Genomic DNA, 21,718 nt, shown 5'->3' with positions numbered 1-21,718 from the left:
ATGTTGCGATGGATGTTTCATTGATTGTGCCTATTGCCATGGAAGAGAAACTTCGCTTTGCTATTCGTGAAGGTGGTCGTACTGTTGGTGCCGGTATCGTTTCTAAGATCATTGAGTAAGGATTGGTCTTTGAGGGGAATTGGTGAATGATTTAATAAAAAAGTTAGGGGTATAGCTCAGTTGGTAGAGCGGCGGTCTCCAAAACCGCAGGTCGCGGGTTCAAGCCCTGCTGCCCCTGCCAGAGAGAAATGAGTTTTCGCTGTTAGGAGGCGGTTTTTTCACTGCCTTCCTCTCTTTTTTTTCTATAGGGCTTGTTTTTTTGTGTGTGAATCGTTATTGAGTAGAGAATAAGGAAGGTGCATAAGGCTTAAGATTGGCTTTTCGCATTTTTGTCGTATTTATTTTGTTGTATAAGTACTATAAAGTAGAAAGAGTATAGTGTGACTAATGGCATCTAAAACCAATCCAATTACCTTTTTAAAGCAGGTTTATGCAGAAACAGTTAAGGTGAAGTGGCCTACGCGTCGTGAAACAGTAATTTCGACTGTTATGGTGTTGTTAGTAACGGCATTAGCTTCGGCTTTCTTTTTTGTTGTGGATCAAATTATGCATTTTGGTGTTTGGCGGTTTATTGATCTTCTAAAATATCTTTTTAGTTAAAAGTGCAAGGAAGTGTGACTGTGGCTGCTCGTTGGTATATTGTTCAAGCATATTCAAATTTTGAAAAGAAGGTAGCGGAAGCTATTGAGAAGGAAGCAAAACAGAAGGGGCTTGATCATCTGTTTGAGAAGATTTTTGTTCCTACAGAGCGTATTGTAGAGGTTCGTCGTGGGCGCAAAGTTGATGCTGAGCGGAAATTTTTTCCTGGTTACGTTCTTGTTTGTGCTGAGTTGACAGATGAGGTTTACCATCTCATTAAAAATACCCCTAAAGTGACGGGTTTTTTGGGGTCAGATTCGCGTCCCGTTCCCATTTCTGATCGAGAAGTTGAGCAGATTCTTAAACAGGTTCAAGAAGGGGTTGAGACTCCGAAATCTTCTGTATTATTTGAGGTGGGAGAGCAGGTTCGCGTTGCTGATGGTCCTTTTGTTTCCTTTAATGGTATCGTGCAAGAGGTTGAAGAAGAGCGTTCTCGCCTTAAGGTCGAGGTTCTCATTTTTGGGCGTCCTACGCCTGTTGATTTAGAGTTTGATCAGGTTGAAAAACTCTGATGAGATTTAAAGTGGTTTTTATCACTTTGAGTAATTGGTGGGAGGTGATTTATGGCTATTGTCGGCTTAATGAACCGAACCACTTAACTGCAGTAGGTGGCGGGCGAGCAAGTTGTCCGTATACCAGTAAAATTGAAGGCAGATTGTTATGGCAAAAAAAAGTATAGGTCAGCTTAAGTTGCAGGTTCCTGCAGGGGCTGCTACTCCATCTCCACCGATTGGTCCAGCTCTTGGTCAGCGTGGGATTAATATTATGGAATTTTGTAAGGCATTTAATGCAGCGACACAGGAAATGGAGAAGGGTGCACCGATTCCAGTTGTGATCACTTATTACCAAGATAAGTCTTTTACCTTTTCTTTAAAGACACCTCCTGTATCCTTTTTCTTAAAAAAGGAAGCAAATTTAAAATCTGGTTCAAAAGAGCCTGGTAAAGTGTCTGTAGGGAGCATCTCGCGTGATAAGATACGTTCAATTGCAGAAGCAAAGATGAAAGATCTTAACGCTAATGACATTGAGTCAGCGATGCGTATGGTTGAAGGTTCTGCTCGCTCTATGGGCTTGGAAGTGGTGGGCTAATGTTATGACAAAACTAGCAAAGAGAATAAAAAATATCCGCAAAGATGTTGATTTTAATCAACTTTACGCTTTAAATGATGCTGTTTCGATGGTTAAGGAGCGTGCAGTTGCTAAATTTGACGAAACAATTGAAATTTCGATGAACTTAGGCGTTGATCCGCGTCATGCAGATCAAATGGTTCGGGGTGTTGCTCATTTACCCAATGGAACGGGGCGTAATGTTCGTGTTGCGGTTTTTGCGCGTGGAGATAAGGCTGAGGAAGCTAAAGCAGCTGGTGCAGATATTGTAGGAGCTGAAGATTTGTTTGAAAGTATTAATGGTGGAACGATTGATTTTGATCGTTGTATCGCAACACCGGATATGATGCCTTTGGTTGGTCGTCTTGGTAAGATTCTTGGTCCACGCAGTTTGATGCCAAATCCGAAAGTTGGAACTGTGACACTTGATGTTTCTGGTGCTGTTAAAGCTTCTAAAGGTGGTGCTGTTGAATTTCGTGTAGAAAAAGCTGGTATTGTACATGCTGGCATTGGTAAGGCTTCTTTTGGGGTTGAAAAAATAGTAGAAAATATTAAAGCTTTTGCCAGTGCTGTTATTAAAGCCAAACCGCAAGGTGCAAAAGGTGAATATATTAAACGTGTTGCAGTTTCTTCAACTATGGGGATTGGGGTTAAAGTTGATCCTACAACAGTTCGTGCAGAGTGAGTTTAAACAGATTTATAATTTTGTTTGGGGTGTATGAATATCAAAATTATATTTTAAAATATCGATTTTTATCGTTATTTTGTTATCTAAGCTTTATCGAGCTTAGGTGATGCCGGAGGAAATTCCGGAATATCCTGTCCGAGATTGTGGGTGATGCTATTAGAGTATCTTAATCAAAAAAACCTGCATGAGACTGGGGTAAGAACTGAGAGTTAAAGACTTAAAGGGTTTGAGCCAAGGTTGCCTTTGATCGCTGTGCGTGAAAAAGGGGACAGGATCCTCATCGGTGGCATAAGATATTTTATGTTATCAAAGGTAACCAACGGGTTTGTTTTAGCAAATCTGTTAAATGGAGAGAGACAGTGAATAGAGCGGAAAAACGCGAATTTGTTACATGGCTTAACGAGGCTTTCCAGAAGTCTGGTTCTGTTGTTGTTGCACATTATTCCGGTCTGACAGTTTCGCAGATGAACGATCTTCGTTCGAGAATGGGTGAAGCTGGCGGTGCCGTTAAAGTCGCCAAAAACCGTCTTGCTAAAATCGCTCTTCAGGGCACGGAATCTGAATCAATAGCGTGTTTGTTTACGGGACAGACGCTTATTGCTTATTCAGAAGATCCAATTACAGCACCGAAAGTTGCTGTTGATTTTGCGAAAACCAATGACAAATTTGTCATCCTTGGCGGTTCAATGGGTGCAATAAGTTTGAGTGTAGATGCTGTGAAGTCATTGGCTTCATTGCCTTCACTAAACGAATTACGCGCAAAACTTGTCGGTATGATTTCTACTCCTGCAACCCGTATCGCACAGGTTGTTAATGCACCTGGTGGTCAGGTTGCACGTGTCATTGGGGCATATGCTCAGGAGAATAAGGCGGCTTAAGGCTGTTTTGCATTCATACTATGGAAGAGTTTTAGTACTTTTCTATTTTTTGAATAAGTTTAAACAATGGTTCAAATCTTTTAATTGAAGGAATTTAAAAATGGCTGATCTAGCGAAGATCGTAGAAGACCTTTCTAACCTAACCCTTTTGGAAGCAGCAGAGCTTTCTAAGTTGCTTGAAGAGAAGTGGGGTGTTTCGGCTGCTGCTCCTGTAGCTGTCGCTGCTGTTGCTGGTGCTGCTGCGCCAGCTGCTGAAGAAAAAACAGAATTTGATGTTATTCTTGTTGAAGGTGGTGCGCAAAAAATTAATGTTATTAAGGAAGTTCGCGCTCTTACAGGCCTTGGTCTTAAAGAAGCTAAAGATTTGGTGGAAGGAGCACCTAAACCTATTAAAGAGGGGGCTTCAAAAGACGAAGCAGAAAAAATTAAATCTCAACTTGAAGCTGCTGGTGCTAAAGTTGAACTTAAATAAATTTGATTTTATCGGCGAGCATTTATGTTCGCCGATTTCCTTTCTTCTCACAAGAAGGGAAATGATTAATGAAGAACTTTTCCCAGCTTTCCAGTAACTGTTGGGAGTGGTTTTTGCTCTTAGTCCCTCATTGTTGAGCCAATTGAATAGATGGTTTTTATGAGTGGGACAAATTGGTAGTGCCCTAAATGGGTATCGAATGAACTGATCTGCATATGCAGGTTAATGATATAAGGCTTTCAAGGTTTAGTCTACCTTGAAAAGTAAAGATCAAGGAGCGACGATGGCTCAGACCCTAGCGATGATGTCTCAATTCAATGGTCGTAAGCGCGTACGCAAATTTTTTGGTAAGATTCCTGAAGTAGCAGAGATGCCGAATCTTATTGAGGTTCAAAAAGCGTCATATGATCAGTTTCTCATGGTTGAGGAACCCAAAGGTGGACGACCAGATGAAGGTTTGCAAGCTGTTTTTAAATCGGTATTTCCTATTTCGGATTTTTCCGGTACAGCTATGCTTGAGTTTGTTGGTTATGAATTTGATTTACCAAAATTTGATGTTGAGGAATGCCGTCAGCGTGATTTGACTTATGCTGCACCATTGAAAGTGATATTACGTTTAATCGTTTTTGATGTTGATGAAGACACTGGCTCAAAGGATATCAAAGATATAAAAGAGCAAGGCGTTTATATGGGCGATATGCCTTTAATGACGACGAATGGTACTTTTATCATTAATGGTACAGAGCGTGTTATTGTTTCACAGATGCACCGTTCTCCTGGTGTCTTTTTTGATCATGATAAGGGAAAGTCCCATTCATCGGGTAAGTTTCTTTTTGCTGCTCGTGTTATTCCTTATCGGGGGTCTTGGCTTGATATCGAGTTTGATGCTAAAGACATCATTTATGCCCGCATTGATCGGCGACGTAAGATTCCTGTTACGAGTCTTTTGATGGCATTAGGCATGGATGCATCAGATATTTTGTCGACATTTTATAATAAAGTGACTTATGAGCGAGATGGGGATGGGTGGCGTATTCCTTATTCTGTTGATCGCTTTAAAGGAATGAAGCTCGTTTCTGACCTTGTTGATGCAGACAGTGGCGAAGTTGTTGCTGAGGCTGGTAAAAAGCTAACGGTTCGTGTTGCAAAATCTTTAGCTGAAAAGGGGTTAAAAGCAGTCAAAGTCAGTGAGGATGATTTATTAGGGTGCTATTTAGCAGAAGATATTGTCAATTATCAGACAGGTGAGATTTATCTTGAAGCTGGTGATGAAATTGATGAAAAAATATTAAAAATTTTATCTGATGTTAATGCGGATCAAATCAATATCCTTGATATCGACCATATGAATGTTGGGGCATATATCCGTAATACTTTAAAAGTGGATAAAAATGAAAGCCGACAGGATGCATTATTTGATATTTACCGCGTAATGCGTCCAGGTGAGCCACCAACAATGGATACAGCAGAAGCTATGTTCCATTCGCTGTTTTTTGATCCAGAACGTTATGATCTTTCTGCGGTTGGGCGTGTTAAGATGAATTTACGGATGGATCTTGATTGTCCAGATACAGTTCGCATTTTGCGTCAAGAAGATATTCTTGCTGTTGTGAAGATGTTGGTTGAATTGCGTGATGGTCGTGGTGAAATTGACGATATTGATAATCTTGGCAATCGTCGTGTTCGTTCCGTTGGGGAATTGATGGAGAATCAATACCGCATTGGTTTATTGCGCATGGAGCGTGCGATAAAAGAGCGTATGTCATCGGTTGAAATTGATACAGTCATGCCGCAGGACTTAATAAATGCAAAGCCTGCTGCTGCAGCGGTTCGCGAATTTTTTGGCTCTTCGCAATTATCACAGTTTATGGATCAAACCAATCCATTATCAGAAATTACCCATAAACGTCGTCTTTCTGCTCTTGGTCCAGGTGGTTTGACTCGTGAGAGAGCGGGTTTTGAAGTTCGTGACGTACATCCTACGCATTATGGTCGTATTTGTCCGATTGAAACCCCTGAAGGCCCTAATATTGGTTTGATTAATTCCTTAGCGACATTTGCACGTGTTAATAAATATGGTTTTATTGAAAGTCCATATCGTAAAATTGTTGATGGTAAAGTAACAACAGAAGTTATTTATCTCTCTGCGATGGAAGAATCAAAGCATTATGTAGCACAGGCCAATTCTTCGTTAGATAGTGAAGGGCGCTTTACAGAAGAATTCGTTGTTTGTCGTCATGCGGGTGAGGTTTTGATGGCGCCGCGCGATCATGTAGATTTGATGGACGTTTCTCCAAAACAGCTAGTTTCGGTCGCAGCAGCTCTTATTCCGTTTTTGGAAAATGATGATGCCAATCGTGCGTTGATGGGATCAAATATGCAACGCCAGGCAGTGCCTCTTGTACGTGCTGAAGCACCTTTTGTGGGTACGGGAATGGAATCGGTTGTTGCGCGTGATTCAGGTGCAGCTGTGAGTGCAAAGCGCAGTGGTATTGTCGATCAAGTTGATGCAACCCGTATTGTTATTCGTGCAACAGAAGATTTAGATCCTTCAAAATCTGGCGTTGATATTTATCGCTTACAGAAATTTCAGCGTTCTAATCAGTCTACTTGTATTAATCAGCGTCCTCTTGTGCATGTTGGGGATCGGATAGAAAAGGGTGATATTATTGCTGATGGTCCTTCCACAGATCTTGGTGATTTAGCTCTTGGGCGGAATGTGCTTGTGGCTTTTATGCCTTGGAATGGATACAACTACGAAGATTCCATCTTGTTATCTGAACGCATTGTTGCCGATGATGTCTTTACTTCGATTCATATTGAGGAGTTTGAAGTCGCGGCACGGGATACAAAGCTTGGTCCGGAAGAAATCACCCGTGATATTCCTAACGTTGCAGAAGAAGCATTAAGGAATCTTGATGAAGCTGGCATCATCTATATTGGTGCTGAAGTTCAACCTGGTGATATTTTAGTGGGTAAGATTACACCAAAAGGTGAAAGTCCCATGACCCCAGAAGAAAAGCTTTTACGCGCGATTTTTGGGGAAAAGGCTTCAGATGTTCGCGATACTTCTATGCGCATGCCGCCTGGAACTTTTGGAACTGTGGTTGAAGTTCGTGTTTTTAACCGTCATGGTGTCGAAAAAGATGAACGTGCAATGGCAATTGAACGTGAGGAAATTGAGCGTTTAGCGAAAGACCGTGATGATGAGCAGTCGATCCTTGATCGCAATGTTTATGCGCGTCTTTCCGATATGTTAGCAGGTAAAGTGGCAGTAGAAGGACCGAAAGGTTTTGCAAGCAGTAAGAAACTTGATAATACGATCATGGGGCAGTATCCACGCTCACAATGGTGGCAATTTGCTGTTGAGGATGAAAAGCTTCAGGGTGAGATTGAGGCTTTGCGCAAGCAATATGATGAATCAAAGGATGCCCTACAACGTCGCTTTATGGATAAAGTTGAGAAGGTCCAAAGAGGCGATGAAATGCCTCCTGGTGTCATGAAAATGGTGAAGGTTTTTGTAGCTGTAAAACGCAAAATCCAACCAGGTGATAAAATGGCGGGACGTCACGGTAATAAGGGGGTGGTATCTCGTATTCTTCCCGTAGAAGATATGCCATTTCTTGAAGATGGAACCCATGCTGATATTGTTTTAAATCCACTTGGTGTGCCTAGTCGTATGAATGTTGGACAAATTCTTGAAACGCATCTTGGTTGGGCATGTGCTGGAATGGGCAAGAAGATTGGTGATTTGTTAGAGTTATATCAAGAGACTGGGGATATACTACCTCTGCGCCAGCGTATCGAAAATCTTATGCCTGATAATGATCATAATGAACCAGTCCGTCAGTATGATAATGAAAGCCTCTACAAATTAGCGCAGCAGATGAAAAAAGGCGTTTCAATTGCAACACCTATTTTTGATGGAGCACATGAAGCGGATATCAATATGATGCTGGAGGATGCAGGTTTAGATAGCTCAGGCCAAGTCACACTTTACGATGGTCGTACTGGAGAGCCTTTTGATCGTCCGGTGACGGTGGGTTATATTTACATGTTGAAGTTACACCACCTTGTTGATGATAAGATTCATGCGCGTTCGATTGGACCATATTCCCTTGTTACACAGCAGCCATTGGGTGGTAAGGCGCAATTTGGTGGTCAGCGTTTTGGTGAAATGGAGGTTTGGGCACTTGAAGCTTACGGTGCTGCATATACTCTCCAGGAAATGTTGACAGTTAAGTCCGATGATGTTGCTGGTCGAACAAAAGTTTATGAGGCAATTGTGCGTGGTGACGATACATTTGAGGCTGGTATACCTGAGAGCTTTAATGTGTTGGTGAAAGAAATGCGTTCACTTGCTCTTAATGTAGAACTTGATGATGCACGTGAACTTATTGCGCAGCGGGCATTATCTGATACATCAGAATAATAAAGGAGCGCGCTGGAAAGAGTGCGCTCTGGTTGTCTTGAGAGGCTAAATCAAGAAACTTTTATGAAGAGAGCACAGACAGTTTTAAAAAGTAGAAATAGCCTTTAAAAAACATCTGTGATAAAACAAATGAGATATTACAACAGGTTCTAAGAATCTTTGAAGGAGAACGGCATGAACCACGAGGTCATGAATCTTTTCAATCCTCAAGCGCCAGCACAGACATTTGACTCTATTCGTATTTCCATTGCGAGTCCTGAGAAGATTTTGTCTTGGTCGTACGGTGAGATCAAGAAGCCTGAGACGATTAATTATCGGACTTTTAAGCCAGAGCGTGATGGTCTTTTTTGTGCGCGTATATTTGGTCCGATTAAGGACTATGAATGTCTATGCGGTAAATATAAACGCATGAAATATAAGGGCATTATTTGTGAGAAATGCGGTGTAGAAGTGACACTTTCGCGCGTGCGTCGTGAGCGCATGGGGCATATTGAACTTGCAGCACCAGTTGCGCATATTTGGTTTCTAAAATCATTACCAGGGCGTATTTCTACACTTTTAGATTTAACTTTAAAGGATATTGAGCGGGTTCTCTATTTTGAGAATTATATTGTAACAGAACCAGGTTTGACATCCCTTAAGCTTCATCAACTTCTTTCTGAAGAAGAATATATGCTCGCTGTTGATGAGTTTGGGGAAGATCAGTTTACGGCTATGATTGGTGCTGAAGCTATTTACGAGCTTTTAGCAGGTATGGAATTAGAGAAAATCGCTAATGATTTGCGCGTTGAATTGTCTGAAACAACGTCGGAATTAAAACAAAAAAAACTGATTAAACGGCTTAAAATCGTCGAGAATTTCCTTGAATCTGGCAATAAACCAGAATGGATGATTATGAAGACGATACCAGTCATTCCACCTGATTTACGTCCATTGGTTCCACTTGATGGTGGGCGATTTGCGACCTCAGATTTGAATGATCTTTATCGTCGTGTCATAAATCGTAACAACCGTTTGAAGCGTTTGATTGAGCTTCGTGCTCCTGGGATTATTGTACGTAATGAGAAACGTATGGTCCAAGAAGCTGTTGATGCATTGTTTGATAATGGTCGGCGTGGGCGTGTGATTACAGGGGCAAATAAGCGTCCATTAAAGTCTCTTTCAGATATGCTAAAGGGTAAACAAGGACGTTTCCGTCAAAACTTACTTGGGAAGCGTGTTGATTACTCAGGACGCTCTGTTATTGTGACGGGTCCTGAATTAAAACTACATCAATGTGGTCTTCCTAAAAAAATGGCTCTGGAATTATTTAAGCCTTTTATTTATGCGCGGCTTGATGCAAAGGGGTATTCGTCAACTGTAAAACAAGCCAAAAAGCTTGTTGAAAAAGAACATCCTGAGGTTTGGGATATCTTGGATGAAGTTATCCGTGAGCATCCTGTTTTGCTCAATCGTGCGCCGACATTGCACCGTTTAGGGATTCAGGCTTTTGAACCTGTTTTGATTGAAGGCAAAGCTATTCAACTTCATCCACTGGTATGTACAGCTTTTAATGCGGATTTTGACGGTGATCAGATGGCGGTTCATGTTCCGCTTTCTCTTGAAGCACAGCTCGAAGCTCGTGTTTTGATGATGTCGACCAATAATATCCTTCATCCAGCCAATGGTGCACCGATTATTGTTCCATCACAGGATATGGTTCTTGGCCTTTACTATCTTTCCATTGTTTCTGAAAAAGAACCAGGAGAGGGAATGGCTTTTGCTGATATGGGTGAACTCCATCATGCTTTGGAAAATAAGATTGTAACGCTTCACACGAAAATCAAAGGTCGTGTTAAAAATATAGGCAAGGATGGAAAAGAGATTGCTAAACTTTATGATACAACGCCTGGCCGCTTAATTATTGGAGAGCTTTTACCAAGAAATTCAAATATTTCATTTGATACAGTCAATCAAGAGATGACGAAAAAGAATATTTCTAAAATGATTGATCAGGTTTATCGGCACTGTGGTCAGAAAGAGACAGTTATTTTTTGTGATCGTATTATGCAACTTGGCTTTTCTTATGCGTGTCGAGCGGGGATTTCATTCGGCAAGGACGATATGGTTATTCCTGATAGCAAGTCACGTTTGGTTGCAGAAACGGAAGCTTTGGCCAAAGAATATGAACAGCAATATAATGATGGTTTGATTACGCAAGGTGAAAAATATAACAAGGTTGTAGATGCGTGGGGGAAATGTACGGATCGTGTTGCCGATGAAATGATGAAGCGCATTCAAGCCGTTGGATTTGATCCTAAAACGGGACGTCAGCGTCCAATGAACTCTATTTATATGATGTCGCATTCTGGTGCGCGTGGTTCTGCTAATCAGATGAAACAGCTAGCTGGTATGCGCGGATTAATGGCAAAGCCATCGGGTGAAATTATTGAAACTCCCATTATTTCAAACTTTAAGGAAGGGCTAACCGTTAACGAGTACTTCAATTCAACACATGGCGCTCGTAAAGGGCTTGCTGATACTGCATTAAAAACAGCTAACTCTGGTTATCTCACACGGCGTCTTGTTGATGTTGCACAAGATGCGATTATTTCAGCTGTTGATTGTGGTACTGCAAAGGGGCTCACTATGCAGCCGATTGTTGATGCAGGGCAAATTGTTGCGTCTCTTGGGCAAAGAATTCTGGGGCGCACAGCGCTGATTGATATTTTGCATCCCGTCTCTGGGGAAGTTATTCTTGAGGGTGGAGCAATGATTGAGGAAGCTGATGTTGCTAAGATTGAAGAAGCCGGAATTCAATCTGTTCAAATTCGGTCTGCTTTAACATGTGAAACACGTCTTGGTGTTTGTGCCAAATGTTATGGTCGTGATTTGGCACGTGGAACACCAGTTAATCAGGGTGAGGCAGTTGGTGTGATTGCTGCTCAATCAATTGGTGAACCAGGAACACAGCTTACGATGCGTACTTTCCACTTAGGCGGAACAGCACAAGTTGTTGATTCATCTCATTTAGAAGCGTCTTATGAGGGTAGGGTAGAGATCCGCAATCGTAATGTGGTCCGCAATTCTGAAGGCCATTTGGTGGTTATGGGACGTAATATGGCTATCCTCATCAAGGATGAGACGGGTAAAGAGCGTGTTGTTCACCGTGTGAGCTATGGTGCACATATTTTTGTTGATGATGGTGACGTTGTTAAATGTGGACAACGTATAGCAGAATGGGATCCTTATACGCGTCCAATTTTAACTGAAGTTGAGGGTTATGTAGGCTTTGAGGATATGATTGATGGTTTATCAGTTACTGAAACAGCTGATGAATCTACGGGTATTACGAAGCGTTTGGTGATTGATTGGCGTGCGAATCCTCGTGGTGCTGAGTTAAAACCAGCTATTATCATTCATACAGATAAAAAAGGTGACAACATTGCCAAATTGCATAAAGGTGGTGAAGCCCGTTACATGATGTCAGTGGAGACTATTTTGTCTGTTGAACCTGGTTCTCATGTTAAGGCCGGTGATGTTATTGCGCGTTTGCCCATGGAAAGTGCTAAAACAAAAGATATTACAGGTGGCCTACCACGTGTGGCAGAGCTTTTTGAAGCACGGCGTCCAAAGGACCACGCCATCATTGCTGAAGTCAGCGGTACAATTCGATTTGGTCGTGGTTATAAGAATAAGCGTCGTATTATTATTGAACCAAATGATGAAACCCTTGAACCAGTAGAATATTTGATTCCAAAGGGGAAGTTGTTTCACTTCCAAGAAGGCGACCAAATTGAAAAAGGGGATTATATCCTTGATGGGAATCCAGCGCCTCATGATATCTTGGCGATTAAGGGCGTTGAAGCTTTGGCATCTTATCTTGTTAATGAAATTCAAGAAGTTTATCGTTTGCAGGGTGTTCTCATTAATGACAAGCACATTGAAGTGATTGTTCGCCAGATGCTGCAAAAAGTAGAAATTACGGAATCTGGAGATTCTGGTTATATCCCAGGCGATAATGTTGATCGTATTGAACTTGATGAGATCAATGATAATTTGATTGCAGAAGGGAAGAAACCCGCATCCGGTACTCCCATCCTTCTTGGAATTACCAAAGCATCTCTTCAAACACCATCATTTATTTCGGCAGCATCCTTTCAGGAGACAACAAGAGTGCTTACGGAAGCGGCAGTTTCTGGTAAAATTGATACTTTGCAAGGTCTTAAGGAGAATGTTATTGTTGGTCGTCTCATTCCTGCCGGAACAGGTGGTACGATTGCACAAATCCGCCGTATTGCAGCAGTTCGTGATGATTTAATCGTAGATGAGCGACGCAAATCGAGTAATAATGAGGTAGCTAAGGCGATGTTGACAAATATGGCAACTGAAGCAGTTGCTGAATAATTTAAATAAATTTCATAAAGAATAAGAGGAGAGCGCCTGAATTTAGAATTCGGGCGTTTTTTTTATTTTACAATGCAGAAAAAGCGCTTTTTTAACAAATATGACATAAAAAACTGTGAGATGACTGTTATCATAAACATCCATGGTGGTTGTTGTATTTTTGTTAATGCGCTTTATCTTTTTGTTTTATTTATAAAATTTTTTATTTTTATCAGATAAAACGACCTTTTAAAGAACGTCAAAGGAGAAGAATGCATAGGGAATAGACAGCGATATTTTAAAGGAAAAAGATGTCTTATCTAAAATAATACAATGCCTTATTTTAATATTTTTTTGATTGGTATTTTTTATAAAAATTAAAAAAGTTACCATAAATGATCAAAAGTTTTTTATAATCAGGAAAAATTGATTTTTTGCTATACGATATATGCATGAGGGAAAACTTTGTATTTCCTTCATATAAGACTTGAGAAAAGCAGAGATAAGAAGCTTATAAAAACGAATAGTGAACTGTACGGATATTATTCAATTATAAGTGAAATGAGAATTTTTAATAGATGTTCGGACTTTAAGTTATTATTCGGACTTTAAGTTATTATGAAGAATAAGGACTTTTGCTACCTTTCCTATGTAGAGCTCACGTCTTAAATGTTTAAACGAGCAGTTAATATTTAAGATTTTTGGGATGATGAGATGCAAGAATGCAATGTGGCCTTACAAAGAGCATCGTCAACAATATTTTAAATCACGAAAAAGCCTATGATACAGCGAAAGCGGATAACAGATTTGCTATATCAGCAATGGTAGCATCATATCCTTACAGGTAAAGCCAGCTAGAAAGCAATGGGAAAAAGGTTTTAAGGGGTCCTTCTTCAGCCGCAACACAGCAGAATCGCTAAGCTGAAGTGCCGATAGATGAACAGTCGGTTGAGGGAATAGTTCATAATAGCTTAGATATGATCAATAGATGAAGGATTAGGAAAGCTTAAGATGAAATTGGTAAAATTACATTTAGAGCATCTTGTTGGCACTGTTGGCATAATAAAAAAATGAAAATATAATCTATTTAACCAATAGAGAGGGAAATCCTATAATAGAGCGTAATAAAAAACCAATATTTCAGTACTATTATTGAAAAGCTGAAGATAATTAAACAATTTTATTTTACAGTTTTCTTATAAGCTGACTCATGGAAAGTAGAGTTTGGGGGAGCACTTTATAAAAAGTTTTAGGGTGAGTCATTTGATAAAGAAATTTTAGAATTTTTGATATCGTTATGGCATAGAAAGATGCTTATTGATGTGCACAGCCCTCGTAGCTTGATAGTAAGCAGTGGATTCGGTGATACTGGAAAATAGAGCGTTCACAGTATAACAAATAAAACAGAGTTCTATCTTTTGCAATTCGTTGGTCATGCATAATCAATAGCGAATACGTGATATGTTGTAAGCAATTGTAAGAAAAATTATGTCAGCTTACAAAACTATGTCGTTGCTCCTCTTGATATGGTGTTTTGTTATAATTTACTTACCTTTTCTCAGTTATCCTTAGAAATAAATTTCTATTGATGATACGACTTATATCTCCAAGACAATCTATAGTATAATTTTATTTAAAGAGTAGAGAAAGCACTATTGGGATATTTTCTGAGTATTCATAGTTGTTATGGTCATGCGGGCGATACACGCACAGGGTGCGAGTATTCTTTCAATTCTATACCCAATTTATTTTTAAAGTTCATCGAGCAAAAAATGAAATAAACCTCTAAATTATTGAGTAGGCTTATTCTGTTAAGTGCTACTAGATATGATTTTATGCAAGCCTCCTTTTGAATATATGAGCATGTAAGAGAAGTTTAATATAGATTTAATGGGATAGAAAAAGCACATTGTTGGAATGCGCCATGCCAATCCTTTATGATAAGGATGCAAAAAAGACAAAAGTGAGCTTCAATGAAAAAGCAGCAGTTTTATCTGTATGTTTTAGATGAATTTTGCTATAAAGATGAAAGAGTTCAAGGATGGGGCCATGTTATGCTTTTAAAGAAAAAAATCCCATTTATCATCCTGCCTCTATCAATCCACAGCGCAGTATCAAGAAGGTTTCAATAGTTCTTTTTGTGAAAAGCATCCAGAACAATATAAATGCCTACCTTAAGTGTTACTGTTTGTGGAAACCACAATCCCCACATCCATGTTTGTGCTTTCTTATTTGGAATTGTTTTCTCAAAGCATCACTGCAATGCTGTTTATCTATATTTATCTATAATTGTTATACCAATGTGATACAATAGTTAAAAACTACTTTAAGTTGTAATACGAATATGATCATAATTATGGGTATAACGTTGAGGGAAGAAGTATTGAGCAGTAATTCTACCATATTTTTGACATGATATATGATGCCAGAAATTATTGAAAATAAGATATCCAAAATGATAATAAAGGTTGATGTCGTCTATCATTATTTTGGAAGGAAAAGACAGGATATAAAATAATTTATAGGTTGTTTTTAATATCAAATATTCAAGGATAGAAAAATGAAGCAGATTGTAAAATTATTAAGCGGGATATTTCTATTTATTATGGCTGGATGTTTCCTAGAGCAGCCTTCTCAAACAGCTGTAGATGCATGGGAGAAGCCTGGTGCAGATCAAATTGAGATAAAAAAAGCTTTGTTAGAGTGTGGAATGCAGTATCTTGATGGTCGCCTTGATACAGACACAAGCCTCGATGAAAAATTAAATGCAGAAGAAACAGAGCGTCTATGTATGATACAAGCAGGTTTTCATGATAAATTGGGGATGGTGAAATGGTGTGAGAAACATGGAAATCTGCCAATTTGTCAGCCTAGTGCAGTGATTCCTCAGAGAAGTGTTGAGAGACGCTTGAATAGCCCTCATTGTAAAGAGCATAAAGAGCAACCTGAATGTCAGCCTTAAATTTTGCTTTTGGGAATGATTAAAAATTCAGTCTTTTTTCTTATCCATCATTTCCATTGAGTTCTGAAATATCTTGGAAAATGGGGAGAAGAAATATTAATAAGCGACAAGTCTTTTATCGTAAATAAATTCATTGGAAGACGAGAAAGTGAGAAAAATCTTGAGATTATTTGAGTAACATAGTTCTCTTAAGCACAACTGGATGTATAAACCAGCTGTCTTCATCGACATTGGCATTATGAAAAAGATGAGGTATCGGTAAAGCTCAATCCAACATGCTCTATCCAAATGTTGTTGTGAACCAATCTATGTCCCCCTAAAGAGATAGATTGGGTTTCGTGCTGTTTGCATCAATTTATAAGTGCATGTTCAGAGTTGGTTATCGGGACAGGTTGCAGGATTCAAAGGGGATTTATTCTGTATAAGCTTCACGGAATGATTCATTGTTAACCAATTTCATGATAGCAGGATATCAGTAGTCTAAGGACGATGATCGCTTTGCTGTGTCCAGTGCAGCGAAACAAAAACAAGCTTTGCTAGCGCATTTTGAGAATGAAAAAAAGACATCAAAACCGAAAAAAGTTTTACAAAAACAATTTTCAGTATCGCATAAACCCTTAAAAAAGCAACAGGATCAAAGGCATCCATAGAAAATTTTAAAATAGCTCTCTACATCAAAAATTAAGTTTTCTTCAGCTAAAAACTGGCAATGCTATTCTTACGGGTTTGAGTTTTTAGGTATTTTGGTTAGTTATTATTGACCGAAACTGACTTTATATAAAAAACGCTTTTACTAAAATCTTTACCTCAAGACGACTATACATGCCATTATCCATAGACCGGATTTTAGTGAGATGTTTTGTTTGATACCTCTTAATTTTAGGATATTGATTATTCTCTTGTATCGTATTTTTAGTTAAGATCCAAAGTTTATTGTGTAAGTAATTTTTATTTAGTCTCATAGATTATTTAAGTGGAACATCATTTTACGAAATAAAAATGAACAGAAAGATTTTTTTGAAGTTCTTCTTTCAGAGAAAACCGTGGAGGTTTACTTTTTATCGATCTGTCTTATATTTATATAATACATTTTCTACTATATTTATTTATAGTTCTTTTTGTTAAATGTAATTTTCTTTAAAAATACAATACGTTATAATATTCAGATCTCTTCAGAGTTTTCCTTTTATAAATTTTTATCAGCATAATTTTATCAGATTTGTTTTCCGATAGCGAATGATGCTAGCTTTCTTAGCTATTTTGTATAAACCTTTTAAAAGGTTGCAAGCGTGAATTGTGACCTCTTATTTTATTCTCACTTTACATAAAATACAAAACGTATTATGTGTATTAAGATTTGCCGGATAAGCAGCTTATTATTTATTTTATATCATCGTGTTTTAATCCACAGTTTGTTCTTGCCTACATTATTTGGTTCTGCTGAGAACAAGGAAGTTTGAAGAGGAATGATGATTAGGGTCTCTAAAAGTCAATTATATTCGTGTGTTTTTACAACAGCTATTTTTCCTTTTTTATTGAATACAAATGTTAATGCGAGTTCTCGCTTGCCTGTATCACTTCGATGTAATGAAAACCAATTACCTTATCAATGTAGTGATGGTGCAGAACATACAATTAGCGATAAAATATACAAATTTGTAAAATCTTCTAAGAAAGAAGAGAAGGGGCGAGGCAATTTTCTTACATCGTCTGCTGCCGTAGTTGCACAGAAGACAGGCACAATTATCCAAGCAAATCGTCTCCAAATGAGTGGTGTTGATGGTGCGGAGAATGCTTATGGTGTCGTCGCATCACAAGGGGGAAAAGTTGTTTTGAATGATTCAACTTTTAAGGATATGTCAACAGGTCTGAGAGCGGATAATGGAATAATCGAGATAAATCGTGGAACCGTTGAGGCAAACGAAATAGCTGTTCATGCAGAAAAGCAAGGAGCATCTGTGCTTTTAACGAATACAAAAATTAAGGTAAAGGGGCAGGACTTTAACCAAGGAATAGCTCTTTTCAGTGGTGTTGATGCGATTATTAAGATGACGGGCGGATCGATTGATGTGGAAGATGCAGCAGCACTTTATGTAGGCATACGGGGGCGTGCAACTTTAGAGGGGGTTAGCATTTCTTCAAAAGATCAACAAATAGAGATAGATGAAGACGATGAGATTGGTTTTTCAGTTTTTAATGTAAATCAGAATGGTTCTATTTCTTTAAAAAAGAGCAATGTTATGGCAACCGATATTCATGGTTTATGGATGGGATTAGATGCTCATACGCATTCAAGTGGGAGTGGCGAGGAAAGTATTTTAATTTCACGCGTTAATATTGAAGATTCGAAAGTTACTATTACAGGTAAAAAATATGGCATGTATTTTGATATGGACAAAGAAAACAATGAAGACCAACAGGGATTTGTTTTTCTGAAAAATACAACTTTTGACGTTCCCAATGGTACAGCTATTCATAGTCATAAGAGCAGTGGTTATATTGGCTTAACAAAAGGCACGTGGATCTCCGGTGACTTATTACTCATAGCGGAGAAGGGTTCCTCTGTGACGGTTTTAGCGGATTCTTCTTCTCTTATAGGGGGCACCCGCGTTACGGATGCTTCTGTTGCGGAACTTTATTTGACAGGAGGATCAAAATGGCTTTTGACAAAAAGGAAAGAGGCAAATTCGCAAGATTTAAACCGTGTCTTCTCGTCTATTTCATTTGTAAAACTTTCTGACAGTTCTCTTATCTTCGAAGATTCAACTTTGCAAGAATACCAGACTCTTTATATTGGAAAGGGAGAAGGAGAAGTTTACAATGCTCAAGATAATGCTCGGATTTATCTCAATACGCATCTCAATAGTGATGGCTCGCTTAATAATCAAAAGACAGACCGGCTTTTGATCCATGGTGATGTTTCTGGAAAAACCACAGTTCATGTGCAGTTTATTGCAGCAAATCAAGGGGAGGCAGCAAGTGGTGAAAACGCTAAAACTATTTCACTTATTCAAGTCTCTGGAAAAGCAGCCGAAGATTCTTTTCAGTTGAGTAGCTCTTATATTGCGTTGGAAGGTTTTCCTTACCAATATTATCTGCGTGGGTATGGCCCAGATTCTTCTCTTGGGAGAGCAAAGAATTCTCAAAGATTAGTAAAAGGCGATGGGAGTTTTTGGGATTTTCGCCTCGAAAGTAAATATATTCAACCCATTCAAAAGACATCAGAACTCTCTCATTTTGAGCTAAAAGTGAGGGATGTTGTTCCACAAATTCCAACCTATCTTCTTTTACCAAATTCTTTATTTCACGCTGGATTGATGGATATTAATAATAAAAATAAGCAATTGAAAACTATACGTTCTGTTTCTGGTAGACAGATTGATAGAGGTCCTACTTTATTTGTTCATGGTTATGGCGGAAAACATCGTTATGTCCCAGATCTTTCCGCACTTGAATATGGTTATGCGGGTGATCTTGATTATAATGCCATAGAGGTAGGTATTTTATTTAAAACGATTGAAAATGCATACAGTACAACATCCTTTGGCATTATGGGAACCTATGGAAGACTTTCTTTGCAACCTCAGAATGTTGAAAAAAGTCGAGAAAGTATATTCCATAAACAGTCAGTGACGGCCTATGGTAATGTGAAACATGAGGCTGGATTTTATGTGGATGGCCTTTTATCCTATGGTCTTTTAAAAGGTGATGTTCTCACTTCTGTACGGGGCAAAGCGGCAACATTAAAGGGAAATCCCCTAAATATTTCATTATCTGCTGGTAAAGCATTTATCACTGGGTATGAAGGTTTTGTTTTTGATCCACAAATTCAATTTGTTTATCAGCATCTTCAATTTCATAAAGCACGCGATATTGATGGATTTGATATTGATATGGGAAAATTTGATCAATGGGTAATGCGTATTGGTGGGCGTTTAACCAAGACATTTGCAGAGCCTGAAAAGGAGCGTATCATGTCTTTGTATGGCAAAATTCATCTTTCTCATAATTTTAGAGGAAAACAATTTGTGCATTTTAAAGATGCTTTCCAGTTAGGTTCCTTTGGATCTTCCTTAGAAGCTGGTTTGGGTATTAATTCGCAATTATCTCCTAAAGTTACACTTTATGGTGATCTAAATTATCAACATAAGCTTACTAAAGCTGGTTTTACCGGAATTTATTTTTCTGGTGGCTTACGTTATCGTTTTTAAAATGCGTTCGGGAAAGGTTTAATTTAAGAAAATCTGTTATGAGAGCATATATTGGGAAGAGTTTCTAAATGAATTTATACTCACTTGTCTTGTAAAAACTATTTGGCTGGATTTTGTGTTCTATAGCTACACCAGCGTGTAATTTTTCGTATCCCGCCATCTTCATTACGTCGTACAGCATAACAATAACGCTGATCAGGAAATACATGCCGCTGCATATCGCGGACAATATGTGCAGTATGACCATAAGGTGCAACAAAATCAATGAACCACATATATTTTCCAGCTTGCCAATTGGCATTGGGTAAAAGTTCTCCCGTTTCAAGCATGGATTGATGATTTTTTTCATCTAAAAAAGCCCAAGTGGTAAAGGCACAAAATTCTCCATGTTCATTTTTATAGAGTTTATATTGCCCAAACCGTAAGGCTGGACCTAAGTTTCGTCAATATCCCAAATTCGCCAGCGACGGTATAAGGGAGATGTAAGCATTAAAACGGCCATGGCACCCAAAGCCGTAAGAGGATCTATAAGTGATGGTGATGAATTTTCATTTACAGACATTATCTTTCCTTTAGAGATTGTTCTAAAATTTTTGTAATAGGTTCAAAGAAATAAGAAATGAGACGCCGTTTTGAAGTAATGACATCAGCTATCACAGTCCTACCTGGGATAAATTTCAACTTTTTCTGATTAAAAGTGATGTGATCCTGGTCGATTTTGATTAAAACAGCATAAGCACCATTAATTTCTTGCTCACGGCGAGCTGTTGCACCTACATTGGTAACTGTGCCATAGACAACACCGTAGCGTTCAGGTGGAAAGGCAGAAAATTTTATGTAAGCACGTTGGCCTTTTTCTAAAAAACCAATATCTCGATTATCAAAAAACGCTTCAACAATCAGTCCACCTGAGCCTGGGACAATACGCATGAGCGTTTTCCCCGCTTCTACAAAACCACCCAAAGTGTGGATACTTAAATCATCAATGCGTCCATCCACAGGTGCATAAAGTGATAAGTGGTCAAGACGATATTGGCAGCTGTCAAGTTTGGCTTTTAATCCTTGAAGAGTGAGTTCTGTTTCACGAGAAAGTTGCCGATAGCGGGCGATTTCATCAGAAATAAGGCTTTGTCTTTGTTGGCGGAGTGCTTCTATTTCAGCCGTGTTTTCTTCTAAGCGTCTTTGATTGGCTAAAATTTCATGTTCTACATTTTTAAAGTCATGTAAACGTTCTAGATAAAGGGAGTTGCTGATGACTTTTGTTTCCATTAGGCTTTTAGCAGCTTTAAGCTTTTCTTGGCTTAATTGTTGATCGTCTTTTAATTTATCCAATTGCGCGTATTGAACAGCACCGCTTCGTGTAACACGATCAGCTTGAGCTTTCAGTGCTTTTACTTTATCTTGTAATGATTGGAGGGTCGCGTGAATGAGTTTCTCTCCCTCCATTTTCGCTGTTGTACTGCTTGAGGTAGGAAACTGCAAATAAGCGAGCCCTTTGGTTACAAAATTTTTCTCCAAAGGATCTCGCTCACTCAAGGCAGCTAAAATCGCTGCGGCAATTTGGGCTTGAAGAGTCTGTTGGGCAATATCGGCTTGAACGCGTGCGCGTTCATTGAGGGCTTCACGGGGATCCAATTGAATAAGGAGATCGCCTTGATGAACAAATTGCCCCTCTTTTACGAGAATTTTCTCAATACGTCCTGTATTTTGCGCTTGGACGAGTTGAACATAGGAAGTGGGAATAACCGCTCCTTGTCCCCGTGCAACAATCTCTGTTTTTGTGACAAAGCTACCAATCACAATAAAAAGGAATAAGGTGATCAAAACAGCAACCACCATATGAAGGGTTGGCGATAAAGGGCGCAAATGGGGAGCATTATCTGCCATTTTTTGCCTCCAGATCA

12 protein-coding genes, 1 tRNA gene and 1 pseudogene are annotated in these 21,718 nt (G+C 39.0%); 12 read left to right on the top strand and 2 right to left on the bottom strand.

Translation table 11 applies throughout. The features are described from left to right. The 12 genes from PVV64_RS08425 to PVV64_RS08370 form a co-directional block, all read left to right on the top strand. The coding region (locus tag PVV64_RS08425) for an elongation factor Tu (protein WP_208436598.1) at positions 1-119 on the top strand (119 nt) is incomplete at its 5' end. Positions 120-165: 46 nt separating this feature from the next. Next, positions 166-241: transfer RNA gene (locus PVV64_RS08420), tRNA-Trp, on the top strand. 206 nt (positions 242-447) lie between these two features. Continuing rightward, on the top strand, positions 448-660 hold the full coding sequence (gene secE, locus PVV64_RS08415) for a preprotein translocase subunit SecE (RefSeq protein WP_273760591.1): 213 nt from the start codon (positions 448-450) through the stop codon (positions 658-660). Positions 661-680: 20 nt separating this feature from the next. Next, entirely contained in the window at positions 681-1,211 is a 531-nt protein-coding gene (gene nusG, locus PVV64_RS08410; RefSeq protein ID WP_273760594.1) for a transcription termination/antitermination protein NusG, read from the top strand. 148 nt (positions 1,212-1,359) lie between these two features. Then, positions 1,360-1,788: a 50S ribosomal protein L11 gene (rplK, locus tag PVV64_RS08405; protein WP_006925402.1), complete on the top strand. Its 429-nt coding sequence runs from the start codon at positions 1,360-1,362 to the stop codon at positions 1,786-1,788. 4 nt (positions 1,789-1,792) lie between these two features. Further along, entirely contained in the window at positions 1,793-2,491 is a 699-nt protein-coding gene (gene rplA / locus PVV64_RS08400; protein WP_273760590.1) for a 50S ribosomal protein L1, read from the top strand. Positions 2,492-2,853: 362 nt separating this feature from the next. Further along, positions 2,854-3,372, top strand: coding sequence for a 50S ribosomal protein L10 (gene rplJ / locus PVV64_RS08395; RefSeq protein WP_273760589.1), 519 nt, complete (start codon positions 2,854-2,856; stop codon positions 3,370-3,372). A 100-nt stretch (positions 3,373-3,472) separates the two neighbouring features. Beyond that, positions 3,473-3,844: a 50S ribosomal protein L7/L12 gene (gene rplL / locus PVV64_RS08390; protein WP_004860149.1), complete on the top strand. Its 372-nt coding sequence runs from the start codon at positions 3,473-3,475 to the stop codon at positions 3,842-3,844. A gap of 283 nt (positions 3,845-4,127) precedes the next feature. Beyond that, complete coding sequence (gene rpoB / locus PVV64_RS08385) at positions 4,128-8,276, top strand: DNA-directed RNA polymerase subunit beta (RefSeq protein ID WP_273760588.1); 4,149 nt, start codon at positions 4,128-4,130, stop codon at positions 8,274-8,276. A gap of 174 nt (positions 8,277-8,450) precedes the next feature. After that, complete coding sequence (gene rpoC, locus PVV64_RS08380) at positions 8,451-12,662, top strand: DNA-directed RNA polymerase subunit beta' (protein WP_273760587.1); 4,212 nt, start codon at positions 8,451-8,453, stop codon at positions 12,660-12,662. Between the two features lie 2,539 nt (positions 12,663-15,201). Then, complete coding sequence (locus tag PVV64_RS08375) at positions 15,202-15,603, top strand: hypothetical protein (RefSeq protein ID WP_273760586.1); 402 nt, start codon at positions 15,202-15,204, stop codon at positions 15,601-15,603. A 1,469-nt stretch (positions 15,604-17,072) separates the two neighbouring features. Then, the gene (locus tag PVV64_RS08370; RefSeq protein ID WP_273760593.1) at positions 17,073-19,814 is read left to right on the top strand and encodes an autotransporter outer membrane beta-barrel domain-containing protein; all 2,742 of its coding nucleotides are present in this window, start codon (positions 17,073-17,075) and stop codon (positions 19,812-19,814) included. A gap of 98 nt (positions 19,815-19,912) precedes the next feature. Here the strand turns inward: PVV64_RS08370 and PVV64_RS08365 are convergent. Further along, positions 19,913-20,194, bottom strand: a pseudogene (locus PVV64_RS08365) (toxin-activating lysine-acyltransferase); the annotation flags it as partial. Positions 20,195-20,375: 181 nt separating this feature from the next. Continuing rightward, positions 20,376-21,701 (bottom strand): HlyD family type I secretion periplasmic adaptor subunit, encoded by a 1,326-nt coding sequence (locus PVV64_RS08360; protein WP_273760585.1) that lies wholly within the window; start codon positions 21,699-21,701, stop codon positions 20,376-20,378. Positions 21,702-21,718: the final 17 nt, after the last annotated feature.

The organism is Bartonella sp. ML70XJBT.G, from assembly GCF_028618575.1.
In the GTDB taxonomy this organism is placed as follows: domain Bacteria; phylum Pseudomonadota; class Alphaproteobacteria; order Rhizobiales; family Rhizobiaceae; genus Bartonella.
Note: the sequence above shows the minus strand (reverse complement) of the source record. Positions and strands in the feature narration are given on the sequence as shown.